The organism is Psychrobacter namhaensis, from assembly GCF_016107545.1.
GTDB lineage: Bacteria > Pseudomonadota > Gammaproteobacteria > Pseudomonadales > Moraxellaceae > Psychrobacter > Psychrobacter namhaensis.
This window is the reverse complement of record NZ_JABASS010000011.1, coordinates 62,797-84,959: the sequence shown is the minus strand read 5'-3', so window position 1 is coordinate 84,959 and position 22,163 is coordinate 62,797. Positions and strand designations below refer to the sequence as shown.

Below are 22,163 nucleotides of genomic sequence, written 5' to 3'. Positions count from 1 at the left end.
TGACATTTAAATTCTGTTATTTACTGCGATAACTGAGGGCCTCAGAGACATGGGCACTAGTGATATCAGCACTATCGGCAAGATCTGCAATGGTACGTGCGACTCGCAATACTCGATGATAGCCACGTGCCGATAAATTTAAGCGTTGCTGAGCGAGCTGTAGTAATTGCTGCTCACCCTCCCCTAGAGGCAGATATTTGTCAATCTCGCTAGGGCTAAGCTCATTATTCACTTTTTGCTGCCGCTGTAATTGGCGCTTATGAGCAGCAGCGACTCGAAGCCGAACCTGCTCGGAGGTTTCGCCAGCCGCCGCATTTTGCAAATCAGCAATCGGTAACGCTGGTACCGTAATGTGCAAATCAATGCGATCAAGCAGTGGCCCTGATAGTTTGTCTTGATAGCGTCTAATCTGCTCAGGACGGCAGCGACATCTGGCTGATCCGTCACCATCATAACCACACGGGCAAGGATTCATGGCAGCGACTAATTGAAAATTGGCTGGAAAAGTCATTTGAGAATTGGCGCGGCTAATAGTGATTTGCTTGGCTTCTAACGGCTGGCGTAACACCTCCAGCACACTCCGATCAAACTCTGGCAGTTCATCAAGAAACAACACGCCTTTATTGGCAAGGGTAATCTCGCCAGGTTTGGGGCGCGAGCCACCACCCACCAACGCCACTGCCGATATGGTATGGTGAACTTGCCTAAATGGCCGTGTACCATAATCATAATCGCTATCTGCGACAGAATACGTACTGGCAACCTCTAACGCATCCTCAGCGCTCAAATCTGGCAAAATAGTGGGTAGCCGCGATGCCATCAACGTCTTGCCTGAGCCGGGCGGCCCTGTAAATAGTAACGAATGGCCGCCTGCTGCTGCAATCTCAAGCGCGCGCCTAGCGTGATGCTGTCCTTTCACATCCGCTAGATCCACTTTATAGCCCACCTGCTTTGGTGCGGGGCTAGGCGGTACCACCTCTAAACGCATATCAAGCTCACCTGAGTCTGATAATGACTGCAAATGATCACAGACGCTCTTTAAACTTGGTGCGGCTAATATCGTTACACCATCCACACGACTGGCCTCAGCACCGTTCTTGATTGGTACGATGAGTTGCGGTGTCGTCTGCACTGAAGGTGATGCTTCACTGCGCTTTTGACCATTATCCTCTAACACTTGTGCTAATTTTAATGCCAAGCCTTCAGCTTTGATCGCACGTGCCACTGCCAGACTACCTGTCACCTGCCGAAGCTCACCATTGAGCGCCAACTCACCAATAAACTCAAATCCTGATAGCACGTCCGGGTCCAACTGTCCACTTGCCGCCAGTATTCCTATGGCAATGGGTAGATCCAGACGGGCACCATCTTTTGGCAAATCAGCAGGTGCCAGATTAATCGTCAGACGCCGATTGGGAAACTGAAAACCTGAGTTGAGAATCGCAGAACGTACGCGATCTTTACTTTCTCGTACCGCCGCCTCAGGCAAACCGACAATGGTCAAGGCTGGCAGTCCTTGCGATAAATGCACCTCAATAATAACCTTAGGCGCATGCAAACCGACGACCGAACGGGTATAAACTTGAGCAAACGACATCAGTGCTTCCTAATATAGGGAATAATTTATCATAAAGTATTATTTATTAGTGCGCAAATGTCGTCTTTTATTTATAGGGTATAAGAGAAAAGCATGACCCTACCACCCCACTGCTAATAAGGATTTGCTATAATAGCGACTATACATGCAGCCATGAATAATCTATCAGCAGCAATATCTAGGATTAAAACGAGGAATACCGCATGACAGACCATTTAACACAAAACAATCCGCAGCCTTACAACAATGCGGAAGCGCAACCGTCGACCACGCGCCCTGTTATGCAGACAGAAAGTCCTTATGCCAGTACGCGTGGCAGTATCTCTAGTAAGCAGCTGCCCGCCTTTGATGAAACCATTATCCATAAGTACAATCGTTCAGGACCTCGCTACACTTCTTATCCAACGGCGCTTGAATTCTCACCAATCCCTGATGATCTTGAGATAAAAATTCTTCAAAACCGTGAAGCCCGTGCGCCACTGTCCTTATATTTTCATATCCCATTCTGTCGTCATCTTTGCTATTACTGCGCTTGCAATAAAATTATCACCAAAAAAAATAGCGACTCAGGCGATTATTTGCAGTACTTAATCGCTGAGATTAAGCACAAACGCCGCTTGCTATCGGCTCCAGAAGGCAGCAGCAAGCCTCTGGTTAAGCAGTTGCACTTAGGCGGTGGCACGCCCACGTTTTTGCGTGATGAGGAAATGGTTCAGTTGTGGGAATTTTTGCAGACGCAGTTTGAGTTTCTACCTGAAGACCAAGGCGACTACTCTATTGAAATTGACCCACGCGAGTTGAGTGGCGAGACGCTAAAAACGCTACGGAATCTTGGTTTTAATCGGATTAGCTTAGGGGTGCAAGATTTAGATGAGACGGTACAAATTGCCGTCAATCGTGTGCATTCAGCAGAGTTGATTGAAAATGTGTTGAACGAAGCACGCGAGTTGGGCTTTCATTCTATCAATATCGATCTGATTTATGGTCTACCGCATCAAACGCCTGTTACCTTAGATAAAACAGTGCAACGCATTATTGAGATGTCACCAGACCGTCTGTCAGTATTCAACTACGCCCATCTGCCAGAACGTTTTAAAGCCCAGCGTCAAATCAAAGATGAAGACCTACCAAGCCCAGCCGCTAAGCTGACTATGCTGGGTAATACCATCAATACGCTAACAGAAGCGGGCTATCAATATATTGGTATTGATCATTTTGCCAAGCCTGATGACGAGCTGTCAGTGGCCCAGCGCGCAGGCAAATTACATCGTAACTTCCAAGGTTACACCATCATGGGCGACTGTGATTTATTGGGTTTCGGGGTCTCATCCATCAGTCAGATTGCCAATGCTAACACGCGCTACATCCTACAAAACGATACCGACTTACAAGGCTATCAAGCCAACATCGATGCTGCGCAAACCAATCTGATGATTATGCCTGCGGTAAAGTATATTAAAACGTCTCTCAAAGATCGCCTGCGTGAATACGTCATTATGAATTTGTTGTGCCACGACTACATTGACTTCAAAGACGTGAATCAAAAATTCGGTATCGATGCCATTACCTATTTTATTGATGAAATTCAACAATTGGGTGCGATGCAAGAAGACCGCTTAATTGACATGGACGCAGCGGGTATTCGAGTGTTACCCAAAGGTCGTCTGTTAGGTCGCAATGTCGCCATGGTGTTTGACGAATATCTTGAGAAAAAACACAAAAACCGTTTTTCAAAAGTTATTTAGAATCAAAGTCATTTAAAATAATAGATCTACAAGCCAATTATTGGCCATAAAAAAGACCTCAAATGAGGTCTTTTTTATGGCCGCTGTTCGTACTCTTATTTGTCAATACTCCACTCATTTTATTCAGTGGGCATAACGATATACAGTCTATTAGCATCTTCTATCGTTTTTTCTCGATCCAAATACTTTTTCTCAACAGTACTTGTTGAATGTATTGTCCCTGAATGCATATTTTTTGAATGCATGGTCTCTGAATCTGTCATTGCAAAATCATCATCATTCAGTAAGCCCAATGAACCATCTTGGCGCAACCACAAACCTTCAAGTTTGTCATGTGGATAATCTAGGGTAGCCAAAACATCAACGACCAAGGTTTTTTCCACTGGCATGATGGACATTCCTTTAAGTGTTTGCCAGTTTTCTTCGTCTGTTGCAATAAGCTGTTCAAGTGTTTGGTCATTGATTGTCAAACCAACAGCCTCGTCTTGTTTGACACTGTTGGTGTTTAAAATGGTTGTAATATCTGTTGCCTGAGAGATATCGATTTTATAAATGAGCTTTTGAGCAGACTTATCCTGTAGCGGGAATTTACGGTCATGCTCAATAAGATAAAACTCACGGTCACTAAGCGCTACTATGCCCGACGTCACGTGCACCGCTTTATCCAAACGATACAGATATTGTGCTATTTTTCCCGATGTTAAATCAATCGTCACAATGCGTACGACATCAGATATACGCCCTGACTCATCAGGATTATCTAATGAAGACTCTATAACACCTACTAGCGTGGTCTGGTCTGGCGTAATCGTTAATGCCTCCATACCGCGATTGGCACGGCGTTTGGTAAGCTCTGTCGGTAATAAAATCGGCTTGTCATTAATCATCACATTATTACGCTCATCACTGGCAAACGCGTTGATACGTGCAATCTCCACACCTTCTGCATTGTAATGGACGAGGTGCGGACCATACTCATCGCCGATCCAAAAACTCCCATCTGTAAGTGCCGCCAGCCCTTCAGGATCCAAACCATTAATATCGGTTTTAATAGGATTGGTCACTTCATCAAACGGTAGATGTGGGTTCATCGTCATTGGTTTCCCATCGACATCATAAGGTACTTCATTGGTACCGCCCAAGGCTTTTGGATTTGGCAGTCCAGAGATAGGGTTGCCGTCTCTATCCTTAAGCAGTATCTCTTTTATCTTAATAATTTTACCATCCGCTTGCAGCTCAAATAATCCGATAGACGGCGTATAGTTTGGCACAAGAAATTGCTTACCTTTTCCAGCACACCCGTCAAAGTCGGCATTGGGACCACGATCAGTCAGTACATAGAATTGATTGGCATTGGTAGGATGGGCGGCCACGTCTGAACCATAGCCACCATTGCGGATCTCTAGTTTTTGATTAGGATAGGCAGCGTTGGTATGCGTGGCATCAAGTATGGTATAAGGCAGTGGACTGCCTTGAGAGAACGCCTTCATCTGTCTCATTTCAGCATGTGCATCTTGCTTCGTCATTTCCGCACTCCTTGCATCATTATTTTTATTAAACCAGTAAAATGGTTGCTGGTAAATCACACTCAAAAAAATAGCCAGCGCGTAAAACGCTTACTGACTATTTTTAGAATGCACTTTAACTATTTAATTACTGCTGTGAACGATAGAGGTTGAAATATAGTCGATTCATCTTAAAAGCGAGTCAGGGCGACTGGAATGAGTGCTTCTGAACTGCCTATATAAATACTGTTACTACACTTTCAACTTATCCCCAACCATCCCTTTCACTGTGCTTAAAATATCAGCTGGTAAGACCACCATTTTTGAGTTGTCAGATTCCGCCAGCTCACGAATCGCTTTGATATACTGTTCACCCAACAAATAAACAATCGGCATCTCTTCAGTCCCCATCGCATTCGTAATCAGACGAATTGACTCTTCAGAACCACGGGCGAGCACCACCTGTGCTTCAGCATCACGACGTGAGGCCTCCAAGCGGCCATCCGCTTCTAAGATAGCTGCTTGTTTTTGGCCATCAGCACGTGTCACTGTCGCACGGCGTTGACGTTCGGCTGCTGCCTGTTCTTCCATGGCTGTTTGCATGGTAGCAGACGGATTGATGTCTTGGATCTCTACCGTCTTAAGGGTGATACCCCAATCAGAGATGTCTTCTGAGATGGCATGTTTGAGCTTGGCTTTGATTTCATCACGGCTAGACAACGCGCTATCTAGATCCATTTCACCAACGATTGAGCGCAATGATGTTTGTACTAGATTGCGAATACCGTACTCATAATCTTCGATACCATAAACCGCTTTATCAGGGCGTACAATATTAATATACGCCACTGCATTTGCAATAATAACGACGTTGTCTCGCGTAATGACTTCTTGTGAAGGAATATCAAGCACGATATCTTTAGTCGTTACTTTGTAAGCCACATCATCCACATAAGGGATAATCAAGTTTAGCCCCGGCTCTAAGGTTTGGCTGTATTTGCCCAATCGCTGAATGACCCACTTATACCCTTGCGGTACGATTCGCACTCCTTTGAATATAGTAAACACGACCAGTGCGACCAGTACCACCATGACAATGCTAAAGCTTTCCATAACCCATCCCTATTATTGTATTTGCCTGTTTTTATTGAGCACAGCTTGCGATTTCAGACTGCTCACAATGAGTTCATTGCCAACGATATCCGTCACCACAACCCGATCACCGACAGCGACTACCTCTCCTCTCGTACGGCACATCCATTCTGCCGCCCCCACAATCGGGACACTAAAACGTACGACGCCCGCTCTATCTGGTTGCGGTTGTAGAACGATCATACCTGTCTCGCCAACGATCACACTACCGCCAAGCCCTGCCTTAGTACGATCCACCGATAAAGGTTTAATAAACTTGAACCATACCACCAGAAAAACCGCAGAAAGTACCAACCAAATAACGATCTGCACAGAGAACCCAATAGGCAGTAACCATGTCAACGCAGCAACTATGATGGCAGCTGCACCAAACCACAAGCTTGCAAATGTCGGCACAAACATCTCAATAATGAGCAGCACGAAGCCTAATACCAGCCAATGCCACGGTTCAATCATCCAAAGTGTCTCCATTACGGATACCCTCCCTGTATTTTTTCTGAGGTTCTAGCTTTTAATGTAACACACTTTTAGAGAATACAACTTCTTAAAAATCATCAATCTAGAGGGGATGTTTCTCCATAAACTTATGGAAGCATATAGAAATGAAAAGCATAAAAAAACGACCGCCGAAGCGATCGTTTTTACTTAATAAGCTACTACCTAAGAAGTTATTAGAACTTCAACTGGGCACCAACAGTCATTAGGTCGGCATCACTACCTAGCATGTCATACTCAGCTTCAACGCTGAAGTCAGGGTTTACTGCATAGCCAAGACCTACACCACCAGCAATACTGGTATCATCATCCGAGAAGTCAGATGCGCCCGCAAAATTAGTGTTGCTAGCCTCTACTTCAGTTTTTGCAAGTCCCAATTTACCTTTGGCATATAAGCCAGTGTTTGGGAAAGCATAACGGTAGGTACCATAAGCACCGTACGTTTTAGCATCAATGTCGCCACCTCTATAGTCAGCATCGTCTGAACCGACATACTCGACTTCCATACCGAAGTTAGGATCGAAGTTGTAACCACCGTATACACCGTATGCAGTTGGATCATCAGCGCCATTTTCGTCTAAATCGAACTGACCAACTTTTACACCAGCATAAGGCTGTCCTGTGTAGCCGTTACCGTAACCGATGGCTGCTTGCGCACTTACGGTAAGTAAAGAACCAGTTGCTAGGGCAAGTAGAGTTTTTTGTAGAGTTTTCATTATTAGCTCCTTGAAATAAATTTGGACAAACAAGTTATCAGTTTTATATCGGTCTTTTAGACCCCATCGCCTTGTTTGCTAACGATGAATACATAGTAACAAACTATTTCGAGCACTCTGTCAGTGTTTGATGGTATGCGAGTTAAGATTTGCAAGTATTTATCAGTGCCTGGGTAACAAAGCCAGACATATGAAACTTTCTGTTACATTTATCGATTCTGTGCAATACTTCCCTCTTGTGATGCCACCTCCTCCCTAGGTTTAACATACGATAAAGGACAATTCAGTATGGCTACTCCAATTCATGAGCGACTACAAGCTGCCCTTGCGCAGCTAAAAAGCGCGCAGCAGTACCGCCACCTACCAGATATTGAACATCAAGGGCGCTACGTGATCAGCCATGGCAAAGCGCTACTAAACATTGCCAGTAATGACTATCTTGGATTAGGTAGCGACACAGCCCTACAACACGAGTTTTTTGAATACATACAGCAGCTTCCCTCATTACACTTGCCTAAAATGAGTGCCACCTCTTCACGCCTTTTAACAGGCAATGATGCACAACTATCAGCGCTGGAGAGCGAACTACAACAATGGTATCAACTGGCCGCGGGTACAAAAAATAGCGCTGGTGTAAAAAATAAAACCGCTACGAAATCGGCGTTGGTAATAAACAGTGGCTATCACGCCAACATTGGTATTTTGCCCGCCCTCACTGCCTTGCCCGTTAAAACCCTTATTCTGGCAGATAAGCTAGTGCATGCCAGCATTATCGACGGTATCCGCCTGAGCCAAAATAAACTATGTACTTATCGGCGTTATCGACACAATGATTACGCGCACTTGGCCACATTATTAGCCCAAGCTGAGGGTGACGTTGAGCGCATTATTATCATCACCGAAAGTATTTTTAGTATGGATGGCGACCGTGCGAACTTACGCGCCTTAGTAAGCTTAAAAGCGTTAGACAGTCGTATTGAGCTGTATGTGGATGAGGCCCATGCGGTCGGCGTCTTTGGTGACCACGGCTGCGGTTTGGCAGAAGACACGCAAACGCTGACTGATATCGATTATTTAGTGGGAACGTTTGGTAAAGCATTTGCGTCGATCGGCGCGTATATTTTGTGCGATGACACGGTGAAATCATGGCTGATCAATCACATGCGTCCGCTTATCTTTAGTACCGCATTACCACCAATCAATCATGCTTGGACACGTTTTATTTTGGCAAAAATGCCTGATCTGCAAGCGCGTAGACAACATTTGGCTCAGATATCTCTCCAACTTAGCCAAGCCATCGCACCCGCGCATCGCGCATCATCAGCACCGCAAGAGATTATTTATCAGTCACCTATCGTGCCTTATATATTGTGTGATAACGCCCAAACGCTTGCCAAAGCCGCGCAGTTACAGGCAGCGGGATTCTACGCCTTACCCATCAGACCGCCGACCGTTCCTGCCAATACCGCACGCATTCGCTTGGTAATGAATGCCCAAGTAAGTCAAGCGGACTGTCAGCGTTTGATCGAGCACTTATAACCCAAAAAATTTATTAAGACTGCCCAAGCAAACACTCATGACATTTTGGATGAATAAACATGATAGAACACCCCAGTACAATACGCGAGCTGAGCGCTCGAAAGCAGATCATTGCTCGTCATTTTGCCCAAGCCAATACCTATGATCAGCACGCTCACATCCAGCAGCATGTCTGTCAACACTTACTGTCTGCCATCACCCATACGCATCAAGATAGCGTGCTGGAAGTGGGTGCCGGTACCGGACAGATGACCCAGTTACTGGCAGCAAGCATGCAAAGCAAACGCTGGATCATCAACGAGCTGTGTGCGCAGCAAGCAACAAACTTACAGGCTATACTGCCGGCGGCACAACTGCGTATTGGCGATGCAGAAACGATGGATCTAGAGACAAATCACAGCTTGATTGTCAGTGCCAATGCCATACAGTGGTTTGATGATCCATTAGGTTTTGTATCACAGTTAACCAAACGGCTCAAAGCAGGTGGCCAGCTACTGCTGAGCACTTTTACACCAAATAACTTTCAGCAGATCAAGACCCTCACTGGTCAAGGTCTGTACTATCCAGCTATTGAAGCCTGGCGTTTAGCATTAAATAAAGCCAACCTCAAACAGATACAGTTATCGACCCAGCGTTTCGATATACCGTTTAGTCGGCCGTATGACGTGCTAAAACATATGAAAATGACTGGTGTCTCGACGAATCAAACCCAACGACAAACTACCGTAGAGCAGCAAAGCATAGAACCGTTTATTTGGACAAAGACAAGCTTGCAGCAGTTTGAGCAAGCTTACTGGCAGCAGTTCTCAGGGCAAGACGAAAACGGCCAGCCCTGTGTGTATCTCACCTATGAAGTGCTCATCATCAACGCTTATCAGCCATAAAAAAACGCACCTCGAAAGGTGCGTTTTTTATCTTAACTCTAGTGGATGTTAAGAGATATTACTTCTTATCATCGTCTACTTCAGTGAACTCTGCATCAACGACATCGTCATTGGCTTGATTGTTGTCTTCAGCACCGTCCGCCCCTTGTTGGAACTGGCTTGGATCCATGCCTTCTGCCCCAGCACCGCCATCAGCGTAGATCTTCTGACTGATTGGTAAGAAGGCATTGTCTAGCGCTTCAAGCTTGGCTTTGATGTCATCATGATCATCTTCTTTCACCGCTGCTTCAAGCTCAGCAATCGCCGTTTCTACTGTTGATTTTTCTTCATCAGTCACTTTATCTTCTGCTTCTTTTAGTGCTTTTTGTACGGCATGGATACGACCATCCGCTTCGTTACGCACTTGCGCTAGGTTAGCGAACTTCTCATCTTCCGCTGCATTGGCTTCAGCGTCACGAACCATTTGTTCGACTTCTTCATCCGACAAACCAGAGTCTGCTTTGATTTGGATGCTTTGTGCTTTACCAGTCCCTTTGTCTTTCGCTGAGATGTTCATGATGCCATCAGCGTTGATGTCAAAAGTCACTTCGATCTGCGGGAGACCACGTGGTGCTGGTGGAATGTCAGTCAGATCAAAACGGCCAAGCTGTTTATTTTGGTTGGCGATTTTACGCTCACCTTGATAAACCTGAATGGTAACCGCTGGCTGGTTGTCTTCAGCCGTTGAGAACACTTGTGATTTCTTAGTAGGAATCATGGTGTTTTTCTCAATGATTGGCGTCATGACCCCGCCCATCGTTTCGATACCAAGCGTCAATGGCGTGACATCAAGTAGCAATACGTCAGTTTTGTCGCCAGACAATACCGCCCCTTGGATCGCCGCCCCTGCTGCTACTGCTTCATCAGGGTTGACATCTTTACGTGGTTCTTGACCGAAGAACTCTTGTACTTTCTGCTGTACAAGTGGCATACGCGTCTGACCACCCACTAAAATCACATCATCGACATCACCCACTTTTAGGCCAGCGTCTTCAAGAGCAATTTTACAAGGACCCATCGTGCGCTGTACTAAGTCTTCGGTGAGACTTTCTAGTTTTGAGCGACTGATCGTCACAACCAAATGCTTAGGACCACTGCTATCAGCGGTGATGTACGGTAAGTTTACTTCGGTGCTTTGGGCACTTGACAACTCAATTTTGGCTTTTTCTGCCGCTTCTTTTAGACGCTGCATTGCCAATGAGTCACCTTTTAGGTTAACATCTTGGTCTTTTTTGAATTCATCAACTAGATAATCAATCAAAGCAGAATCAAAATCTTCACCACCAAGGAAAGTATCGCCATTGGTTGCTAGTACTTCGAACTGTTGCTCACCATCAACGTCAGCAATTTCGATGATTGAGATATCAAAGGTACCACCGCCCAAGTCATAAACCGCAACGGTGCTATCACCTTGCTTTTTGTCCATACCATAGGCAAGAGCGGCGGCAGTTGGTTCGTTGATGATACGTTTTACATCAAGACCGGCAATTTTACCCGCATCTTTTGTGGCTTGACGCTGTGAATCATTGAAGTAAGCAGGGACAGTTACAACCGCTTCGGTCACGCTCTCACCAAGATAGTCTTCTGCTGTTTTTTTCATTTTTTTCAAGATTTCAGCAGAAACCTGTGGTGGCGCTAACTTTTTGCCGTTAACTTCTACCCATGCATCACCGTTATCAGCTTTGGCGATTTTGTAAGGCACCATACCGATATCTTTTTGCACAACTTTGTCATCAAAACGACGACCAATCAAACGCTTAATCGCAAACAATGTGTTGTTTGGATTGGTGACGGCTTGACGCTTGGCTGACTGACCAACCAAAATTTCGTCATTTTTATAGGCGACAATCGATGGTGTGGTACGTGTACCTTCAGCATTTTCGATGACTTTAACTTTGTCACCTTCCATGACTGCGACACATGAGTTGGTTGTACCTAAATCAATACCAATTACTTTACCCATAATGAATTACTCCTAATTGTTTTAAATATAAATCTTTGTATCTTCAGACCATAGTCGGTCACTTGTTGCTTTATATCGGTTTTCTTATGGCGTTTTTCAAGTCAATAATCAAGCAAAAACTGTGTTTCATGTGACTTTTTGTGAAAAACCTTCATGTAAGTAGGGTTTTTTACGTTAAAAACCTATTGGCCGACACGAACCATCGCTGGGCGTAATAAACGACCATTTAAGCTATAGCCCTTTTGTAGCACTGTTCCAACCGTATCCGCTTCTGCGTCTGCATCAATACCGACGGCTTCATGCAAATCAGCATTGAATTTTTCACCTTGTGGATCAACGGCTTCTACGCCATTTTTGTTTAATACAGCCACAAGTGCTTTGTGTGTCAGTTGTACCCCTTCAGCGACTGGGTCATTGGCATCAGCATTTTCAATGGCACGCTCTAAGTTATCAACGATTTCTAACAACTCTTTAGCAAATTTCTGCAGGGCAAATTTTTTGCTCTTATCAGCTTCTTGCTCCATGCGTTTTTGCGCATTATACGCCTCTGCATTGGCACGGGCAGTACCTTCTTTGGCCTGTTTGACCTCGCCTTCTAATTCAGCAATGCGGGCCTTAAAAGTGTCGAGATCGATTTCATTTTCGATCGTCATATCGTCTTCTGATGCATTTTGTGGATCAAACTCTTGCATGGTTTCTTCTAAAATACTGTCATTGTGATCAACATTATCATGCGCCACATTTTGCTTTGATGATTCGTGGTTGGTGTTATTCTCGCTCATGATAGCTCCTTGGAATCTTAATAATGACCATTAATGTTAGACACAATAAACTCGCTCACCGCTAGTCACGGCGCTCTTATTTATTGGATGCTTAACCGTTATTACTCATTGTTTTTATTAATGCGCTTTACTAGCTGCTTGATAAAGGTGATGGGTACAAATTTCAAGCCTAAAGCGTAGGAATTTTTCTCATTTACTACAAATACGTTTTAAATGGGCAGTAAAACGTTCGTCAGGCGTTTGTTAAGTGTCAATCAATAGAGATATTCGCTATTAGATGGACAAAACTTCCTTTCAATTCCAAAACCTTTACGTTTACTTTCCAAACCATTACCAAACCATACGCAGTTTTCTTATTCATTACTTTATGATTGCTACAAATATCGTAAAACTCACGTTAAAGCACACGCGACTGTGAGATTGCAGATACTAACTATTATTGATGAGAAGTGTTATGTCTAATTCGACCGTTTTATCAGTCAATACCTTATTGAACAAAGCGTTGTTTACGTTGAAACTTGCATCGATAGACCAAGTCGATAATGTTGCTGACAATGTAAACAACGAAAACGCTCAACGAAAACGCCTGACCGTGAAAGAAAAAATGCTCGGCTACGCTTCAATCTCCAACCGTCATCCGCATACTTTGCACCACGCTATGAAAGCCTTGGGCTACCTACCTACCCCTTTATTAGAGCGTATGGTCGGTTATTTAAAAGGGCCGACGTCAAAACAATACCTCCATGCCGACGCACATTTACGTTTGATTCTCGCGATAAATAGTCAGCTTAAAACCCCACTAGAGCTCACGCCAATGTGTGAGCTGCGCGAAAAATTTGCCGCTGATGCTGTGGCCATGCAAGCACCAAAAGTATGGAAACAAGCGAGTGGGAGTGTGCTCAGCAATATCAAACGCTTTACCCAAAAAGGTGATACGCCTATCTGCTGGGAAGACAAAATCATTGCCAATGCTGATGATGGCGACATGACGATTCGCTGCTATCAAACGCTATCTCGCTCTAATGGTATTGGCTTTAAAAAACGCCCTACACAAAATCCTGATGAAACGGTGATGATGTTTTTTCATGGGGGCGGTTTTTGTATTGGTGATATCGATACTCATCATGAGTTCTGCCACACCGTTTGCGCGCGCACTGGGTGGCCAGTCGTCAGTGTTGACTATCGCTTGGCTCCTGAGAACCCTGCTCCAGCCGCATTGAGAGACTGTATTACTGCTTATGCTTGGCTGGCTAAGCACTGCCACACCCTAAACGCTTCACCGTCGCGTATTGTCCTAGCAGGCGATAGTGCGGGTGGCGGACTATGCACCCTGCTTGCTCAGCAGCTCACCGCGCCAACTGAAAGCGCGTGGCTCGACTTAGGAGCTAATGGTCAAAAGACGTTTAACTTATTAGAGCGCCTACCCAAACCACTGGCACAAATACCTTTATATCCTGTTACGGATATTGAAACGGACTACCCAAGCTGGGAGTTGTATGGTGAAGGTTTACTCTTAGATCATGCTGACGTGGCTGTATTTGACGCAGCGTGTTTTAAAAACAGCTCATTACCACGCCAGCATGTGCTGAACGCGCCAATGCTCGGTGATAACCGTAAAGTGTGCCCCACTTATATCGTTGCTTCTGAGTTAGATGTTTTGCGTGATGAAGCATTTGCTTATGCCAAGCAAATAAAAGCGCATGGCATCCCAGTCCAGACAAGTACAGTACTTGGTGCACCGCATGGTTTTATTCATTTTATGAGCGTTCATGAGGGCCTTGCTCAAGAAACAAGCAACATCATTGATGGCTTTGCTCGCTTCGTACGAGACGCCATTAGCGCACAAAATCAGTTAGCCGCGTAGTAAAGCGCGCCTCTAGTGACAATAAAAAACCTCTACTATTTTGTTATGGTAGAGGTTTTGACAAGTGTTACATTCAACTGTTATGTTTCACATGAAACAATCCTAACATCACTAGTCCTGCTCTTCTAATGCCTGTTTGAGCGTTGGTTGTCTAAACGTATAACCTGAGTCAAGGAGCGCTTGCGGTAACACCTTTTGTCCGTCAATCAACAAGGTTGCCATCTCACCAAACATAAGCTTGAGTAAAAACGCTGGTAAGGTAAAAAAGGTGGGACGATGTAGCCACGCTCCCACTGTTTTGGTAAAGGTGTGATTGGTCACTGGATTAGGAGCAGTAAGGTTATATACGACCGCTGGTGTCTCGTTTGCAGTCGGTAAGGTATTGTCAACGGTGGCGGCGCGCTCAACGCTCTCAGTATCCATTTCCCCAGTATCGATTAGCCCACTACCAGCCTTACCCGTAAGATGCTGCTCAATGATAAATATCGCGGCCCCCACCCAGTCCTCACGGCTGATCCAACTCATGATTTGTTTGCCGTCGCCTAGCTGCCCACCGACACCCATTTTAAAAGGCGTTAAAAGCTTACCAAGCATACCGCCGTCAGGATGAATGACCACACCCGTACGTACGATCGCCACAGGGACGCCATAATTGGTTGCTGCTAAGGCTAGTTGCTCCCACTCATCACACAATCGATGGGCAAAATCGGGCTCAAAACCACTGTTTTCGTTGAGCGGTTTATCGCCTTGGGTACCATACCAGCCAATGGCTGAGCCACTGACCAGCAACTTAGGTTTAGTACTCGTACGAGCGATAAACGCGAGTATGGACTCGGTCGGCTTAATACGGCTGGCGAGCAACTGCTCTTTACGCTCATCACTCCATCGCGCATCAGCAATACCCGCACCCGCTAAATTTAAAATAACATCAAAGCCCAGATCAGTCTGTGCAAGCTCGTCATAAGTCATCATTTGGATATCGTTGGGATGCGCCTGACTGTTATCACGTGTTAACCAAGTAATATGTAGGTCTGTATCTGCACTCTGATAGCGTTTTAGGATCTCCTTACTGAACGCGCTTCCCAAAAACCCCGAGCCACCGCTGATTAAAATATTCATGCCCTACTCCCTAGATTGGTTTTTATCACTCAGTAAGCCTTGAGCCTTTATCACCATCGTCTGCTTTTTTGATGGTGATATCAAAAGGACTTTTACATACTTTTGGTAAAGCCCTACCCTATACAACAGTAGGTTAACTATACCAAAGAACGCTAAGACGAGTATAAAAACCAACGGTATCTTAACCGCAAGCTAAGGTTTGTGCGGCCCTACTGGAGAGATAACCCCACCCTTTAACGAATGATTAAGCCTGTGGTGGCATCACGAATTTGGCTGGGCAACGTGTAACCGAGCGTCTCGGCTTGCAAGTAGCTGATTTGCTCACCAAAATAAGCATACGCTTCAGAAAAAGTCTTAGCTGGCGGTTGCCCTGATGGATTACAACTGGTAGAAACCAGCAAACCAAATGGATTATGAGCGCCGGCCAGCTGTTGACACAGCTCACGGATTAGAGGGTGGGCGATCACCCTAATAGCCACGGTCTGATGTTGGCCAGTTATCCAAGGCGGAATAGTGGTAGCCAGTGTTTGCGGGATAGGTACCAACCAAGTATGCGCTTGCTTATATTGTAATTCTACATGCTCACTATCCGTTTGCCAGCTCTTGAGCATGGGGTGACGTTGCGCCTCACTTAACGGTGCTAGCAGAGGTTTCACACGCTCTACACTGTCAGTAATGACAATCATCCCTTTGGACTGTGGGCGCTGTTTGATGGCTAAAATACGCTCAACCGCTTGTTTGTCATAGGGGTCGCAGCCTATCCCCCACACGCTTTCGGTTGGATAAGCAAGCAGCTGTCCTGCTTTTAGACAGTTAGCCGCTTGAACGGTAGAAGACGTAGTGATGGAAGCAGAGTGGTTCATAGTTTGAATAAATCATCATGATATAAAGATAAGCACCAATAATAACACAACAGACGCACGCCTCAGTTAGCGGCTGTGATCTGAGCACCATACTGGTAGAAACACAGAGCTGTCATTCTAAACGCGTAAGTAACGCCCACCTTGTACGTGAATAACGCCTAATAGTTCAAGCTCCATTAACTGTCCTATCAGCTGCGGTGCGATGAGTCCAGTGGCAATGATGAGTGCATCCAAATCTTGTCCATACCAGTCGAGCTGCTCGTAAACTGCCGTTAGGTGCGCAGGTACGGAGATAGCGCTACGCTGAGAGTTGTTATTAGATGCCAATAGCTGGCTGTTATCTGAGACAGCGGCTCTATCTCTATCCATAGCATGAGACGGCTGTTGAACTTCCGATCGAGGATCAGTGGTACTAGATACAGGGGAATTAGAAAGGTTTTCTGCTTGACGTACAAGGCTACCGTAAGCCAACTGATTATTTACATCTTCGATGACTTGCTGAGGGTGATAAATCAAAGTGGCCCCTTCGCGTATCAGATGATGACAGCCCTCGGCATTGCTGTTGTCAATATGGCTTGGTATCGCAAAGACTTGCTTGCCTTGCTCAGAGGTTAAGCGGGCGGTAATAAGTGAACCACTCTGAATCGTCGCCTCTGTCACGATCGTTGCCAAGCTCAGACCAGCCACCAAACGGTTACGACGTGGGAACGTGTGCTTATGCGGCGGGGTATGGGGCAACAGCTCACTGATAATACAGCCACCTTGCTCGACAATCTGTGCAAATAACTGATCATGGTGATTGGGATAATTCACATCAATGCCTGTCCCCATCACCCCAACCGTGCGACCTTGATACTCAGAATCTACCTGCGCCAAAGCCCCTAAATGGGCGCGCTTATCGACCCCCATAGCGAGACCACTGGTGATAATATAGCCTGCTTGGGCTAAATACTGCGCCATATCAAAAGTGGTTTTTTGTGCATGGGCGGTGGGTTTTCGACTGCCAACGATAGCAATTTGTGCTTGCTGTAAACGCGTGCTATTACCACGGTAAAACAATAAGGGCGGTGGATCATAAATCTGTAGGAGCTGGGCGGGATAGTCGGGCTGATCGGCGAATATTAGGCCATACCGACCGGCGACTAACGCCTGCTGGATTTTATCGATATTGGCGCGTGTTTGCTCGGGCTGTTCATGACGTTTAAGATGGGTATGATGAATACCTAACTGCCGCCATGCGTCTACTTTGGCTTGCCAAGCAAGCTGTGCGTGACCAAAGGCGGTGAGCAGCTTGTGGTAAGCAGATAATGACGCATTCACCTCATACCACAGCGCCAATATGGCGCGCTGATCGTCGGTTAATAAAGAGGAGACTGCTGTCATAGTCATTTCTCTCACACAAGCGGGCTTAAACGGGCTTAGATTGGCTCGTCCAATGAACCAGTGATGTGTTTATAGATAAGGCGGCGGTAGTAATTGATCACCAACGTTGAGGGGTAGCTCAGAATCTAACACATACGCATAGCTAATATGGTCAAAAGTATTGAAGATCATGACCATACCGCTTGGCTCATTTGGCAAACGTACCGGCATATCATTGTCTTTGGTATCGCGTACCAAGGGACCCTTTTGATAAACGGTTAGGACATCACCAGGTTTAGCCCCATGGGTGCTCCCTAGGTTGATGGCGACCACACTACCCTTTGCCGCTGAACTGATTGAGTCCATTACTCGTACAATCAACCCACCACGACTGACCGTCGCTGGGGCTGGATAAAACACTGGCGGGATCGAGTTATTTAGCTCAACAAATACGCGATCACCTTCACGCACTTCTTTACCGTAACTGTCCGTCAGCTGTAAGCTGGTGACACCATTGCTTTCTGTGGAGGTGACCAAACCTGTTGCCACTTGCGTGACTTCTAGACCAATAACTTCTTGTGTTTTAGGCTCGACATATAGCTCACCTTCACGGTAGATACCATAACGCTGTCCGACGATCAGTGGCACGCCTTTGGCGTAAACCTTGTCACCAGCAGCAGTAATCAAGTTACGGTTCTTAGAAGCTAAAACATAGGGGGTGGTATTGAAATCTTGTGGATTGACGATGACGGTTTTATCCAACCAGTGTTGAATAGCTGACCATGGAATAGGTGGAATACTATTGGCGGTTGAGGTCACGGCTACCGTGCCCGCGACCACTTCACCCGTTAACTGTTTTTCCACCCCAGCACAGCCCTCACCTGTGTCCACCCCAACAAGCGTCTTGCCTTGAATCACACACAAGATAAGAATGTCATTCGGATAAATAAGATGTGGGTTTTTGATTTGTTTATTGGTCGCCCAAATCTCTTTCCAGCGCCATGGACTGTCTAAGTAGCGTCCTGAGATATCCCACAACGTATCCCCTTTTTTGACAGTGTAGCGATTGGGCGCATCTGCTTTGATGCTGGGTGGTGGATTGTTAGCGTGAGCGGTGGTCATCAGCATTGCACTGCTAAATGTCGTGATCAACAGGGCCTTTGCTATCTTTTTTACGCGCATCTTCATTATTGTACCCACAGTATGTATCGCTGTTTTGGCTGGTGTTATTCCGAAAAAAGCGCTCAGCGTAATGAACATCCGCCGACGCTATTTCTAATATTACAATCATATCTACGATAACACAATCATAAACAAGTTATTACAATAGTGTAACCTTATGTGGATACTTTTTGAAGACTTCCTTAGACGCTGCCCTTATCCACACCCTTTGTTTAAGCGGGGTTTGGTGTGACGTACTGACGGATTTGTTCAGCGACCAGCTCAGCTTTATTGTCTAATACTACGACGTGCTGTGGCAAGCTCTCCAAGCCTTCTGTGTGTTTAGGACGATCGATATCTATTTGGCCAACGGCTTCCACGATAGTGTCAGCAAACTTAACGGGCAATGCGGTCTCCGCACAAACGATGACTTCGCCCTTTAACTGTAATTCTTTTGCGACCTTGATACCGTCAGCGGTGTGTGGATCAACCAGCTCCCCATACTGCTCATAAATCGCTTTAATGGTTCGCAGGCGATCATCATGAGTAGACTTGCCAGCCGCAAAGCCATAACGGGTGTTAACCGCTTCCATCAATTCAGATAAATCGAAACCTTGGCCTGATTTTACGCCTTCAAACAGTTCATGAACGCGCGTACTGTCTTTGTCTAGCAGTAGATAAACAAATCGCTCAAAGTTAGAGGCTTTAGAGATATCCATGGATGGGCTGGAGGTGACATAGGTTTTTTCAGTGGGGCGCGGCTGATACGCACCTTGATTAAAGAAGTCATTGAGCACATCGTTTTCATTGGTGGCAACGATCAAGCGCTCAATTGGCAACCCCATTTCACGGGCGATGTGACCGGCGCAAATGTTACCAAAGTTGCCTGAGGGCACACTAAAACTGACCTTTTCCTCATTGCTCGTCGTGACGGCAAAGTAGGCTTTAAAGTAATAAACAATCTGCGCGAGGATGCGACCCCAGTTAATGGAGTTGACCGTACCCAAGCTATAAGCGGCTTTAAACGACGCGTCTTGTTGCAGCGCTTTGACGATATCCTGACAGTCATCAAACATGCCATCGATAGCGATGTTGTGGATATTGTCATCGGTCAAGCTATACATCTGCGCACGCTGGAATTCACTCATTTTGCCATGAGGCGATAGCATAAAGACTTCGATATTGTCTTTCCCGCGCAGGGCATACTCTGCCGCACTACCCGTATCACCACTGGTGGCGCCAATAATGGTAATACGCGCGTCTTTTTGTTTGAGCACATATTCAAAGGCATTACCCAAAAACTGCATAGCCACGTCTTTAAACGCCAGCGTTGGACCGTTTGATAAACCTAAAATGTATAAATTGTCTTCAAGCTTGCGGACAGGAACAATCTCATCAGAACCAAACACATCAGCGGTGTAAGTACGCTCAATAATGTCCTGCAAATCAGCGGTAGGAATATCAGTGGCAAAGCGCTGCATAATTGCCATCGCAAGTTGCGGATAGCTAAGCGTACGCCATTCCTCTAGCGTAGCACTGTCGATGTTCGGATAGTGCTCAGGCAGCATCAAACCGCCATCAGGGGCAAGCCCCATCAAAAGCACATCACTAAAATCCATCGGCGCTGTCTGACCACGGGTACTGATATATTTCATTAGATTGTCCTGTCTACAATGATGTTATTCAATATTTAAAAACGGTTTATTCAGCAGCTTTATGCAGCAACGCATAATAAAAGCCATCACCACTGATACCATCAATTGGCAAGCACTGGCGACCAATGGTTTGTGCGATGCCCCAATTGCAGTCCTCGGTAAATTCAACCGCGACCGCATCATCATGATGGCTGATAAAGTCTTGCATTTGCAGGGCGTTTTCTTGCTTTAAAATAGAGCATGTTACATAGAGCAGATAACCACCCACTTTGAGCTGTGGCCACAGATTGTGCAAGATATCTGCTTGTAAGACAGCCGTTTGCTCAACGTCTTCCTCAGCCCGTAGGATACTGATATCAGGATGACGGCGAATCACTCCTGTTGCCGTACAAGGTGAATCCAGCAATATGGCATCGAACACGGCTTCGCTGGTGTCTTTTTTCCCCGCACCCTGCCATCTGGTGGCATCAGCACAGACGATCTCAAGCTCGACGTTTTTCTCAGCTTGCTCTAGGTTCTCCTGCTTTAAATTGAGACGGTCTAAATTATCATAAATACGCTCGATACGCGGTGCTTCATTATCGATGGCGGTTAGCTTGATTTTAGAAATCCCAGACACCGCTTCAGCATCGCTTTGTTTCACGTGAAACAAGGGCGAGTGTTTCGCTGAGTGTATTAACTCTAACCAATGAGCAAGCTTACCGCCAGGTGCGGCGCAAGCATCTAAGATATGTAGGTCAGTGACATTTTTATCCTTACCAATCTTATTTATTAGGGCTTTATGGATGATAGGTGCCGCAAGTTGCGCATGCATGTCTTGCACACTAACAGCCCCTTCAGCAAATTGTGGCAACGCACTGACTGCGGTGCTTTGATGTAGTCGTAGCGCTTGAGTCGATAAAGTCGCCGTGTCTGAAGAATGAGGTAAGTTAAAACCGCTCGTTAGCTCAACCAAGTCTGTATCAATTTCAGCGCCGTACAGCTCTTGTTGATAGTCATCGACCGATGTAACCGCCGTATTCACTCGTAAAAACATTGGCGCTGATTGGCGCAAGCCTTGGGTGAGCTCGTTATACTGCTCGCTCCAGTCCTGCTTAAGCTGATAAGCAAGCCAATTGGGCAGACTGTGGTTTTTATTGCACTTTTTACGGAATTTATTTGGATTCTTAGCCACTTTGCGCAAAATAGCGTTAATCAAGCCAGTAGCATGAGCGAACTCAATCTCCTTTGCGGCCTCAACCGTTTCATGAATCGCAGCATGGTCAGCCACTTCCAAATACAACAATTGCACCAACCCTACTTGAATCGTAGTACGCACTTCAACCTCATCAATAGGGTTGTCTGCTAGGGTATCCAGCAACCGCGAAAGCGCATACCACTGGCGTAATGTCGTCAGCAATAGCGCATGGGCAAAGCCTTTATCCCCGTCGTGCAGACTATTCAACAATGGGTCAAGCACGCTTGAGAGCGACTGACCATTTTGAATCGCCAACAAGGTGTGAATCACCCGCACGCGTACGCTGCCGTTCATGATAAGGTTGCTTGATGGCTTGAGCTTATTGTTTCTTGGCGCAGTAGTGGTTTGTCTCATTAAATTGATTTTCCTTGACGCCTTATGGATCACGTCTTGTGCAAGTTGGGTGGCTTATATTAAGTGACTTATATTAACTGAGTTGTGGGTAAATACATTATACTTCAGTGATCTTTTACTAAGATAAATGA

Annotated in this window: 17 protein-coding genes; 4 read left to right on the top strand and 13 right to left on the bottom strand. The window is 45.8% G+C overall.

All coding sequences use genetic code 11. The features are described 5' to 3' along the window. Nucleotides 1–16: 16 nt before the first annotated feature. Nucleotides 17–1,597: a YifB family Mg chelatase-like AAA ATPase gene (locus JFC06_RS09215; RefSeq protein ID WP_198334812.1), complete on the bottom strand. Its 1,581-nt coding sequence runs from the start codon at nt 1,595–1,597 to the stop codon at nt 17–19. A gap of 203 nt (nt 1,598–1,800) precedes the next feature. On the opposite strand from JFC06_RS09215, the gene hemN reads away from it, so the two are divergent. Beyond that, on the top strand, nt 1,801–3,342 hold the full coding sequence (gene hemN / locus JFC06_RS09210; protein ID WP_198334811.1) for an oxygen-independent coproporphyrinogen III oxidase: 1,542 nt from the start codon (nt 1,801–1,803) through the stop codon (nt 3,340–3,342). Nucleotides 3,343–3,461: 119 nt separating this feature from the next. Here the strand turns inward: hemN and JFC06_RS09205 are convergent, their stop codons facing one another. From JFC06_RS09205 to JFC06_RS09190, 4 genes are all read right to left on the bottom strand, one after another. Beyond that, nucleotides 3,462–4,868, bottom strand: a complete 1,407-nt coding sequence (locus tag JFC06_RS09205; protein WP_198334810.1) for an esterase-like activity of phytase family protein — start codon at nt 4,866–4,868, stop codon at nt 3,462–3,464. A 231-nt stretch (nt 4,869–5,099) separates the two neighbouring features. Continuing rightward, nucleotides 5,100–5,960, bottom strand: coding sequence for an SPFH domain-containing protein (locus tag JFC06_RS09200; protein ID WP_193006446.1), 861 nt, complete (start codon nt 5,958–5,960; stop codon nt 5,100–5,102). Between the two features lie 12 nt (nt 5,961–5,972). Further along, nucleotides 5,973–6,470, bottom strand: a complete 498-nt coding sequence (locus JFC06_RS09195) for an NfeD family protein (protein ID WP_226949525.1) — start codon at nt 6,468–6,470, stop codon at nt 5,973–5,975. A gap of 200 nt (nt 6,471–6,670) precedes the next feature. Then, nucleotides 6,671–7,210, bottom strand: a complete 540-nt coding sequence (locus JFC06_RS09190) for a porin family protein (RefSeq protein WP_198334809.1) — start codon at nt 7,208–7,210, stop codon at nt 6,671–6,673. 288 nt (nt 7,211–7,498) lie between these two features. Here JFC06_RS09190 and JFC06_RS09185 point away from each other — a divergent pair, with 288 nt between their 5' ends. Continuing rightward, the gene (locus tag JFC06_RS09185) at nt 7,499–8,749 is read left to right on the top strand and encodes an 8-amino-7-oxononanoate synthase (protein WP_198334808.1); all 1,251 of its coding nucleotides are present in this window, start codon (nt 7,499–7,501) and stop codon (nt 8,747–8,749) included. A 59-nt stretch (nt 8,750–8,808) separates the two neighbouring features. After that, nucleotides 8,809–9,633 carry a methyltransferase domain-containing protein gene (locus JFC06_RS09180; RefSeq protein WP_227670237.1) on the top strand — a complete coding sequence of 275 codons (825 nt, stop codon included), beginning with the start codon at nt 8,809–8,811 and terminating at the stop codon, nt 9,631–9,633. A 58-nt stretch (nt 9,634–9,691) separates the two neighbouring features. Here JFC06_RS09180 and dnaK read toward each other — a convergent pair whose 3' ends face one another. Together dnaK and grpE are read right to left on the bottom strand one after the other, a co-directional pair. Then, the gene (dnaK, locus tag JFC06_RS09175) at nt 9,692–11,635 is read right to left on the bottom strand and encodes a molecular chaperone DnaK (RefSeq protein WP_198334807.1); all 1,944 of its coding nucleotides are present in this window, start codon (nt 11,633–11,635) and stop codon (nt 9,692–9,694) included. Between the two features lie 182 nt (nt 11,636–11,817). Next, complete coding sequence (grpE, locus tag JFC06_RS09170) at nt 11,818–12,417, bottom strand: nucleotide exchange factor GrpE (RefSeq protein ID WP_198334806.1); 600 nt, start codon at nt 12,415–12,417, stop codon at nt 11,818–11,820. A 454-nt stretch (nt 12,418–12,871) separates the two neighbouring features. Here grpE and JFC06_RS09165 point away from each other — a divergent pair, with 454 nt between their 5' ends. Further along, on the top strand, nt 12,872–14,281 hold the full coding sequence (locus JFC06_RS09165; protein ID WP_198334805.1) for an alpha/beta hydrolase: 1,410 nt from the start codon (nt 12,872–12,874) through the stop codon (nt 14,279–14,281). A gap of 111 nt (nt 14,282–14,392) precedes the next feature. Here JFC06_RS09165 and JFC06_RS09160 read toward each other — a convergent pair whose 3' ends face one another. From JFC06_RS09160 to JFC06_RS09135, 6 genes are all read right to left on the bottom strand, one after another. Next, entirely contained in the window at nt 14,393–15,400 is a 1,008-nt protein-coding gene (locus tag JFC06_RS09160) for an epimerase (RefSeq protein ID WP_198334804.1), read from the bottom strand. Between the two features lie 233 nt (nt 15,401–15,633). Continuing rightward, nucleotides 15,634–16,263 (bottom strand): L-threonylcarbamoyladenylate synthase, encoded by a 630-nt coding sequence (locus tag JFC06_RS09155; protein ID WP_198334803.1) that lies wholly within the window; start codon nt 16,261–16,263, stop codon nt 15,634–15,636. Between the two features lie 117 nt (nt 16,264–16,380). Then, nucleotides 16,381–17,646 carry a DNA-processing protein DprA gene (gene dprA / locus JFC06_RS09150; RefSeq protein WP_198334802.1) on the bottom strand — a complete coding sequence of 422 codons (1,266 nt, stop codon included), beginning with the start codon at nt 17,644–17,646 and terminating at the stop codon, nt 16,381–16,383. A gap of 69 nt (nt 17,647–17,715) precedes the next feature. Continuing rightward, the gene (locus JFC06_RS09145; RefSeq protein ID WP_198334801.1) at nt 17,716–18,813 is read right to left on the bottom strand and encodes a LysM peptidoglycan-binding domain-containing protein; all 1,098 of its coding nucleotides are present in this window, start codon (nt 18,811–18,813) and stop codon (nt 17,716–17,718) included. Nucleotides 18,814–19,019: 206 nt separating this feature from the next. After that, on the bottom strand, nt 19,020–20,441 hold the full coding sequence (gene thrC / locus JFC06_RS09140; protein WP_198334800.1) for a threonine synthase: 1,422 nt from the start codon (nt 20,439–20,441) through the stop codon (nt 19,020–19,022). Nucleotides 20,442–20,487: 46 nt separating this feature from the next. Continuing rightward, complete coding sequence (locus JFC06_RS09135; RefSeq protein ID WP_198334799.1) at nt 20,488–22,032, bottom strand: transcription antitermination factor NusB; 1,545 nt, start codon at nt 22,030–22,032, stop codon at nt 20,488–20,490. Between the last annotated feature and the right edge of the window lie 131 nt (nt 22,033–22,163).

Excerpts from the sequence above, each read along its gene's own strand:
- JFC06_RS09215 (WP_198334812.1), bottom strand. The coding sequence starts at position 1,597 with ATGTCGTTTGCTCAAGTTTATACCCGTTCGGTCGTCGGTTTGCATGCG.
- JFC06_RS09185 (WP_198334808.1), top strand. The coding sequence starts at position 7,499 with ATGGCTACTCCAATTCATGAGCGACTACAAGCTGCCCTTGCGCAGCTA.
- JFC06_RS09160 (WP_198334804.1), bottom strand. The coding sequence starts at position 15,400 with ATGAATATTTTAATCAGCGGTGGCTCGGGGTTTTTGGGAAGCGCGTTC.
- JFC06_RS09155 (WP_198334803.1), bottom strand. The coding sequence starts at position 16,263 with ATGAACCACTCTGCTTCCATCACTACGTCTTCTACCGTTCAAGCGGCT.
- JFC06_RS09180 (WP_227670237.1), top strand. The coding sequence starts at position 8,809 with ATGATAGAACACCCCAGTACAATACGCGAGCTGAGCGCTCGAAAGCAG.
- JFC06_RS09190 (WP_198334809.1), bottom strand. The coding sequence starts at position 7,210 with ATGAAAACTCTACAAAAAACTCTACTTGCCCTAGCAACTGGTTCTTTA.
- dprA (WP_198334802.1), bottom strand. The coding sequence starts at position 17,646 with ATGACAGCAGTCTCCTCTTTATTAACCGACGATCAGCGCGCCATATTG.
- JFC06_RS09165 (WP_198334805.1), top strand. The coding sequence starts at position 12,872 with ATGTCTAATTCGACCGTTTTATCAGTCAATACCTTATTGAACAAAGCG.
- thrC (WP_198334800.1), bottom strand. The coding sequence starts at position 20,441 with ATGAAATATATCAGTACCCGTGGTCAGACAGCGCCGATGGATTTTAGT.
- hemN (WP_198334811.1), top strand. The coding sequence starts at position 1,801 with ATGACAGACCATTTAACACAAAACAATCCGCAGCCTTACAACAATGCG.
- JFC06_RS09135 (WP_198334799.1), bottom strand. The coding sequence starts at position 22,032 with ATGAGACAAACCACTACTGCGCCAAGAAACAATAAGCTCAAGCCATCA.
- dnaK (WP_198334807.1), bottom strand. The coding sequence starts at position 11,635 with ATGGGTAAAGTAATTGGTATTGATTTAGGTACAACCAACTCATGTGTC.
- JFC06_RS09145 (WP_198334801.1), bottom strand. The coding sequence starts at position 18,813 with ATGAAGATGCGCGTAAAAAAGATAGCAAAGGCCCTGTTGATCACGACA.
- JFC06_RS09195 (WP_226949525.1), bottom strand. The coding sequence starts at position 6,470 with ATGGAGACACTTTGGATGATTGAACCGTGGCATTGGCTGGTATTAGGC.
- JFC06_RS09205 (WP_198334810.1), bottom strand. The coding sequence starts at position 4,868 with ATGACGAAGCAAGATGCACATGCTGAAATGAGACAGATGAAGGCGTTC.
- JFC06_RS09200 (WP_193006446.1), bottom strand. The coding sequence starts at position 5,960 with ATGGAAAGCTTTAGCATTGTCATGGTGGTACTGGTCGCACTGGTCGTG.
- grpE (WP_198334806.1), bottom strand. The coding sequence starts at position 12,417 with ATGAGCGAGAATAACACCAACCACGAATCATCAAAGCAAAATGTGGCG.